This window comes from Streptomyces sp. NPDC005898, from assembly GCF_040629635.1.
Classification (GTDB): domain Bacteria; phylum Actinomycetota; class Actinomycetes; order Streptomycetales; family Streptomycetaceae; genus Streptomyces.
On sequence record NZ_JBEXWC010000018.1, the window covers coordinates 139468 to 146342 of the forward strand.

5 protein-coding genes are annotated in these 6875 nt (G+C 73.4%); 3 read left to right on the plus strand and 2 right to left on the minus strand.

Translation table 11 applies throughout. From position 1 onward, the window contains the following. The first annotated feature begins 165 nt into the window (after positions 1–165). A complete protein-coding gene (gene corA, locus ABZ385_RS23530) occupies positions 166–1164 on the plus strand; it encodes a magnesium/cobalt transporter CorA (protein ID WP_358697500.1) in 999 nt (332 codons plus the stop codon). A 31-nt stretch (positions 1165–1195) separates the two neighbouring features. Here the strand turns inward: corA and ABZ385_RS23535 are convergent, their stop codons facing one another. Continuing rightward, complete coding sequence (locus tag ABZ385_RS23535) at positions 1196–1981, minus strand: ferritin-like domain-containing protein (RefSeq protein ID WP_358912990.1); 786 nt, start codon at positions 1979–1981, stop codon at positions 1196–1198. Positions 1982–2306: 325 nt separating this feature from the next. Continuing rightward, positions 2307–3362, minus strand: a complete 1056-nt coding sequence (locus ABZ385_RS23540) for an LLM class F420-dependent oxidoreductase (RefSeq protein ID WP_358697503.1) — start codon at positions 3360–3362, stop codon at positions 2307–2309. A 186-nt stretch (positions 3363–3548) separates the two neighbouring features. Here ABZ385_RS23540 and ABZ385_RS23545 point away from each other — a divergent pair, with 186 nt between their 5' ends. Beyond that, positions 3549–4529 carry an aldo/keto reductase gene (locus ABZ385_RS23545; protein WP_358578927.1) on the plus strand — a complete coding sequence of 327 codons (981 nt, stop codon included), beginning with the start codon at positions 3549–3551 and terminating at the stop codon, positions 4527–4529. Next, on the plus strand, positions 4526–6751 hold the full coding sequence (locus tag ABZ385_RS23550) for a helix-hairpin-helix domain-containing protein (protein ID WP_358912992.1): 2226 nt from the start codon (positions 4526–4528) through the stop codon (positions 6749–6751). Before ABZ385_RS23545 ends, ABZ385_RS23550 begins: the two co-directional genes overlap by 4 nt. The last annotated feature ends 124 nt before the right edge of the window (positions 6752–6875 follow it).

Here is a 6875-nt window from a genome sequence, read left to right on the forward strand (position 1 = left end):
ACGCTCGCGGCGTTGTCGTCGGTCGCCGATGCTCCGCATCGACTCCCTCCTCCGCCTTGCGATCGCACGCACCAGACACCGCTCCCTGATCCGGCCTGATCCGAAAGAGAGGCCCTAAGCGCCCGGGGAGTGATACCTGCGGGGTGGCTGGGAACACTGCGGAGTGTGATTGTCGACTGTGCCATTTATCGAGAGGGTCGTCGCAGTGAGGGCCCGCATGACTTCTCCGACGCCTTGGACGAGGCGCGGACCATCGACGAGGCCTTCGTCTGGATCGGCCTGCACGAACCGACGGAGGCGGAGTTCGACAAGGTCAGCGAAGAGTTCGGGCTGCATCCGCTGGCCGTGGAGGATGCCCTCAAGGCCCATCAGCGGCCCAAGCTGGAGGTGTACGACGACTCGCTGTTCATGGTCCTCAAGCCGGTCGTGTACGAGCCGAACACCGACACCGTCTCCTCCGGCGAGGTCATGATCTTCGTGGGCGACTCGTTCGTGGTGACCGTCCGCCACGGCGAGGGCGCCCCGCTCGGCACCGTGCGTGACCGTCTGGAGGCCGATCCCGACGTCCTCAAGCACGGGCCGACGTCCGTCCTGTACTCGATCGCGGACGCCTCGGTGGACCACTACTTGGAGGTCGCCGACGAGTTGCAGGAGGACCTGGAGGGCCTGGAGACGGAGGTCTTCTCGCCGGACGGCGGCGGCTCGCGCCACACCGCGTCGCGGATCTACAACTTCAAGCGGCAGATCCTCGAGTTCCGCCGGGCCACCAACCCCTTGTCCCTGCCCTTGGCGCGGCTCTCCGGAGCGGGCCCCTTCGGGCCGCCGGTGCCCTTCGTGGACGAGACGGCGCGGCCCTTCTTCCGGGACGTCAACGACCATCTGACGCGCGTCAACGAATCGGTGGAGGGCCTGGACCGGCTGGTGTCGGACATCCTGTCCGCGCATCTGGCGCAGATGAGCGTCCGGCAGAACGACGACATGCGCAAGATCTCGGCCTGGGCCGCCATGGCGGCGGTCCCGACGATGATCGCCGGGGTCTACGGCATGAACTTCGACCACATGCCGGAGTTGCACTGGGAGTGGACCTATCCGGCCGTGATCGTGGTGATGGCCGTCATGGAAGTGGTCCTGTACCGCATGTTCAAGCGGCGGGGCTGGCTGTAGGCGGCCGCGCGCCCGGGTGCCCGCGAGAGGCCTACGCGAACTCGGGCGCGGGAGCGGACCCGCCCAGGGCGTCGCGCCGCTCGGGCAGCCGCAGGGACACCATCCGCCGCCAGCCGCCGAGCCGCTCGAACGCGTATACGGCGTGGATGCCCGCGGCGAGCACCTTCCGCTTCGTGGGAGGCCAGCGCAGGATGCGCCCCATGTGGTCCATCACGGCGAGGCTCACGTCGCGGTAAACCCGGATCTCGGTGTGGGCGCACTCGCGCAGGGTGCGCTGAATGGCGTGGCCGTGGCCGGCGGAGGCGAAACGCAGCAGCTCCTCGTGGCAGTACGCCAGGTGGTTGTCCTCGTCGTTCGAGATCATCCGGACGGCGCGGCCGATGTCCGGGTGGTCGGCGAAGTACTTCAGGAGCAGCCGCATCTGCTCGGAGGCGCGCTGTTCGGTGACCCTGCTGTGCGCGAGATAGGTCAGGACGTCCTGGACGGTCAGCGGCTCGTCGCCCTTGAGCTTGTCGTGCGCGAGGCCGATGCCGTGCTTCTCCAGCAGCATCGTGTAGTCGGTCTCGTGCGGGACCTCGACCGGCGTCAGACCGCGCTTCTTCAGCAGCGCGCCGAAGATCCTGCCGTGCTTGTCCTCGTCCGCCCCGTGCCGGGTGATCTTGGGGGCGAGCGCGCGCTCGCTCGCCGGTACGAGGGCGGCGATGCGGCCGTTCTCCCAGCCGCCCTGGGCCTCGCCGCTGGCGGCGATGGAGCAGAACAGCCGGAACGACTCGTCGTTGTCGAGGATCTCCTCGAAGACACCCTTGGCCGAAAGCATCGCTGGCACCTCCATGCGCCTGTCCGCGGACCGCCGCTGTCCGCGAACCTCCGCAGAGACCCACTCAAGTGCGCGGTTCACCCCCGGGCAACAGGGGCGCGGACCGACTGCGCCGAACGGGCGACGGCAAGGGCGGCCCCGAGGCCGTAACCCACCGGCTTTCGCGGCGTTGTTCCCCGTGACGGCCGTGGCGGGGAAGACCCCCCGAGCCCCCACCACGGCCGCGGAAATCCTCCCCGGCGCCGCGGAAACCCTCCCGGCCCCGCGGAAGGCCTCCCCGGCCCCGCGGAAGGCCTCCCCGGCCCGCGGAAATCCTCCTCGGCGGTTACGCCAGGCCGGCGCGCTCCAGCGCCTCCGTGCCGGTCCGCAGCGCGGCGATCCGGTCCTCCAGCGTGAAGCCCGCGGGCGACAGCGTGAGCGTGGTGACCCCGGCCGCCGCGTACGCCTGCATCCGGTCGGCGATCCGCTCCACGGAGCCGAGCAGCGTCGTCGAGTCGATCAGCTGCCGCGGAATGGCGGCGGCCGCGCCCTCCTTGTCGCCGGCCAGGTACTTGTCCTGGATCTCGGCGGCCTCCTTCTCGTATCCCATGCGCCGCGCGAGCTGGTTGTAGAAGTTCTGCTTGCGGCTTCCCATCCCGCCGACGTACAGCGCGGTGTAGGGCCGGAACATGTCCGCGAGCGTGTCGACCTGGTCGTCCCCGCCGACCGCGATCGGCAGCGTCGGGACGACGTCGAAGCCGTCCATGGTCCGGCCGGCCTTCTCGCGCCCGGCCCGCAGGTGCCGCAGGGCGGTCTCCTCCAGGTGCTCGGCGGCCGGGAAGATCAGCAGGGCGCCGTCGGCGATCTCGCCGGTCTGCTCCAGGTTCTTCGGGCCGATCGCGGCGATGTACAGCGGGATGTGCTCGCGCGGCGGGTGGACGGTCAGCTTGATGGGCTTGCCGGGGCCGCCGGGCAGCGGCAGTGTCCAGTGCGCGCCCTCGTAGGAGAGCCGCTCGCGGTTCATGGCCTTGCGGACGATCTCGACGTACTCGCGGGTGCGGGCCAGCGGCTTGTCGAACTTCACGCCGTACCAGCCCTCGGAGACCTGCGGGCCGGAGACGCCGAGGCCCAGCCGGAAGCGGCCGCCGGAGAGCGAGTCGAGGGTCGCGGCCGTCATCGCGGTCGTCGCGGGCTGGCGCGCCGGGATCTGGAAGATCGCGGACCCGATGTCGATGCGTTCGGTCTGCGCGGCCACCCAGGAGAGCACCGTCGCGGCATCCGAGCCGTAGGCCTCGGCGGCCCAGCAGACCGCGTAGCCGAGCCGGTCGGCCTCCTTGGCGACCTCGAGATTGTCCGCGTCCATCCCGGCGCCCCAGTAGCCGAGGTTGATACCGAGCTGCATGGCCGATCCCCTTACCGCTGTACTCATGAGTAACGTCCCTGTGCCGGGACTGTAGCGTGCGAACACCTGATCCGTCAGGGGCCCGTGGGGGCGCCGGACACCTCCCGGGTGACGTGGTTCTCCCCAGTCGCCGGTTTGTCCACAGGCTCGCCCGCCGCCCGGGCGCGGCCAGTAATCTCAGCGCCCATGGAGCAGAGGCATCTCGGCCGGACCGGCCTGCGTGTGTCCCGTATCGGGCTCGGCACCCTCACCTGGGGCCACACCGGGGAGAGCGACGCCGCCGACCTGTTGAAGGCGTTCTGGGAGGCGGGCGGCTCCCTCGTCGACACCGCCGATGTGTACGGCGACGGGGAGTCGGAGTATCTGCTCGGGCGCCTGATCGAGCGGCTCGTGCCCCGGCGCGACCTCGTCATCGCCACCAAGGCGGGCAGCGTGCCCGACCCCGAGCGGCGCTTCGACGGTTCGCGGGGCCATCTGCTCTCCGCGCTCGACGCCTCCCTCGCCCGCCTCGGCACGGACTACGTGGACCTGTGGCAGGTGCACGCGTTCGACCCGGCGACGCCCCTGGACGAGACCCTGCAGGCCCTCGACATCGCGGTCAGCAGCGGCCGGGCCCGCTATGCGGGAGTGTCCAACTTCTGCGGCTGGCAGCTCGCCAAGGCGGCGACCTGGCAGCTGGCCATGCCGGGCTCGCGCACCCGCATCGCCAGTACGCAGATGGAGTACTCCCTGCTGCAGCGCGGCGTGGAGCGCGAGGTGCTGCCCGCCGCCATCGACCTGGGGGTGGGCCTGCTGCCCTCGTCACCGCTCGGCCGGGGCGTACTCACCGGGAAGTACCGCCACGCCACGCCGGCCGACTCGCGCGGCGGCTCCGACCACATGGCGCCGTTCGTCGCGCCCTACCTGGACGACGCGGCGGGCCACATCGTGGAGGCCCTCGCGACGGCCGCCGACGGGCTCGCGGCGACGCCCCTCCAGGTCGCCCTGGCCTGGGTGCGGGACCGCCCCGGCGTGACCGCGCCGATCGTCGGCGCGCGCAACGCGCAGCAGCTCACGGCCGCGTTGTCAGTGGAGACCCTTAGTCTTCCTGACGAGATCTGCCGGGCGCTCGACGACGTGTCGGCGCCGGTGCACCGCTATCCCGATCACGACTGGAGCACGCTGTGAGTACGGAACCCGCCGCCGCGGAGGAGCCCGGGACCGAGGCCGCGCCCGAGGCCGAGCGGGACTCCGGGGCCGAGCCCCAGGACGACACCACGTCACCGGCTCCCGAGGCCGCCGACGCCACCGCTGACGGCACGCCCGAAGGGGCCGCGGAGGACGCCGCCGACGGTACGGCCGAGGGCGCCCAGGTGTCCGAGACCGAGGCGGAGATCGCCGCGCAGCGGGAGTTGCGGGAGCGCATCGAGCAGCGCAAGGCCGCCAAGGAAGGGCCGATCCAGGCCGGCACCAAGCTGAGCGGGACGGCCGCCGACCTGCTGGCCGCCGTACGCGCCGTGGAGAGCGGCGAGAAGCCCCTCGCCGGCGCCTTCCGGGAGCCGGAGCTCGCCCGGCGCAGGCCCGCGCCCGCCCCCGCGCAGGAACCCGTGCGCCCCCGGCAGCCGGCCGCGGCACCCGCCGAGGAGATGGTCGCCGCGGTCGGCGCCGTGCTCGCCGAAGGAGGGGCCCCCGCCGCCCTCGCCGCGCCCACGGCCGCCGCTCTCGGCGAGGGAGCCGCTGAGCGACTGCGCTCGGACCCCTGGCAGCTGCTGCGGGTGACGGGGGTGCGGCCCGAGCAGGCCGACGGGTTCGCCAGGGCGCTGCTGGGCCCCGAGTGCGGGCCCGACGACGAGCGCAGGGGCCGTGCGATCACCGGCTGGCTCCTGGAGCAGGCCGCCGTCGCGGGGCACACGGCGCTGGACGTCCCGGCGCTGACCGCAGCGCTCGGGCAGCGGGCCGTGCCGGACCCGGACGCCGCGCTGCAGAGCGCCCTGGCCGAGGGGGACGCCCTGGTCTTCCAGGACGCCCTCGAAGGGGCCGAGGTGCCGGTCCAGCGCTCGGACGACGAGAGCGCGCGGGACGGGGAGGAGGGCGCGGACGGCGAGCAGGAGCGCCCGGTGCGCGTGCTGATCGGCCTGGAGCGGTACGCGATGGCGGAGGAGAGCCTCGCCGACGGACTCGCCCGGATCATCAACTCCCTGCCCAAGGAAGAGGGCCCGGGCCCCGGGGCGGCCGAGTGGGAGACCGCGGCGGGGCAGGCGTCCGGCTCCACGGCCGAGTTGATCCGCGCCACCGCCGGGCACGGCCTCGTGCTGCACTCCGGCGGCGAGGCGGCGCGCGCGGAGCCCGCCGCGCTGGTGACGGCGGCCGCGGCGCTCGGCCTGCGGGTGTGCGCCGCCGCGCACAGCGTCGAAGGACGGCGCCGCCTCGCGCGGGCGATCGGCGCCGACGAGACGGCCGTGACGGTGGCGGGCCTGCTCTCCGGGGCCGAGGGCCCGGGCCGGGACGCGGACGGCGCCCTCGCGCTTGACCTGCTGGTCGTGCTGGACGCCCCGCAGTTGGACGTGGAGAGCGCGGCGATGCTCGTGGAGTCGCTGCCCGACGGCGCCCGCCTGGTGCTCAGCGGCGACCCGGGCGTGCTGTGGTCGGCGGGCCCCGGGCGGGTCTTCGCGGACCTCGTGGCCGCGCGGTGCTGCCCGCAGATCGTCTCGCGCACCCCCGACCCCGGGCCGCTCGGGGAGCTGACGTCGGGCATCGGCATCGGCGAGCTGAACCAGGTCGAGGCGCCGGGCAAGGAAGTCGTGCTCGTCCCGGTGCGCGACGCCGCCGAGGCGATCCACCGCACGGTGCAGCTGGTCGCGGACTCGGTGCCGAGGGCGATCGGCGTGCCGGCCGAGCAGACGCAGGTCATCACACCCGGGCACGGCGGCGCGGCCGGCACCCGCGCGCTCAACGCCGCGCTGAAGGAGCGGCTGAACCCCGGCCCCGGCCGCTTCGGCGGCTTCGACCCCGGCGACCGCGTCGCCCACGCGCCGGCGGCGGGCCGCACGACGCTCGGCCGGGTGGTGCGGGCCGACGCGGAGGGGCTGCACCTGGAGTGCGACGGCGCCCCCGTCGTCGTACCCAAGGAGCGGGTGGACAAGGAGCTGCGGCACGGCTGGGCGCTCACCGCGCACCAGGCGGCGGGCCTGCGCTGGCCGGCGGCGGTCGTGGTGCTCCCGGGTGACGCGGGGCAGTCGCTGACCCGCCCGTGGGTCTACACGGCGTTCAGCCGGGGCGAGCGGCACCTGTCGGTCGTCCAGGGCGTCGAGCAGGAGCTGCCCCGGGCGGTGGCGGAGCGCCTCTGGAAGGACCGCACGACCCGCCTGCGGACACTGCTGCGCCCCCAGGTCCCGACGTCGGCCTCCTGAGACCCGTCATCCGCCCCGGCGGCGACCTGGGGCGTGTGGTGAAAGTAGCGTCGTCCGCCCGCAGGGCGGGCCTGGCGGCGTCTGGTGCGTGCGCTCGCAAGGCGGAGGGTCGCCCCGATACTGG

Excerpts from the sequence above, each read along its gene's own strand:
- ABZ385_RS23535 (WP_358912990.1), bottom strand. The coding sequence starts at position 1,981 with ATGCTTTCGGCCAAGGGTGTCTTCGAGGAGATCCTCGACAACGACGAG.
- ABZ385_RS23540 (WP_358697503.1), bottom strand. The coding sequence starts at position 3,362 with ATGCAGCTCGGTATCAACCTCGGCTACTGGGGCGCCGGGATGGACGCG.
- ABZ385_RS23545 (WP_358578927.1), top strand. The coding sequence starts at position 3,549 with ATGGAGCAGAGGCATCTCGGCCGGACCGGCCTGCGTGTGTCCCGTATC.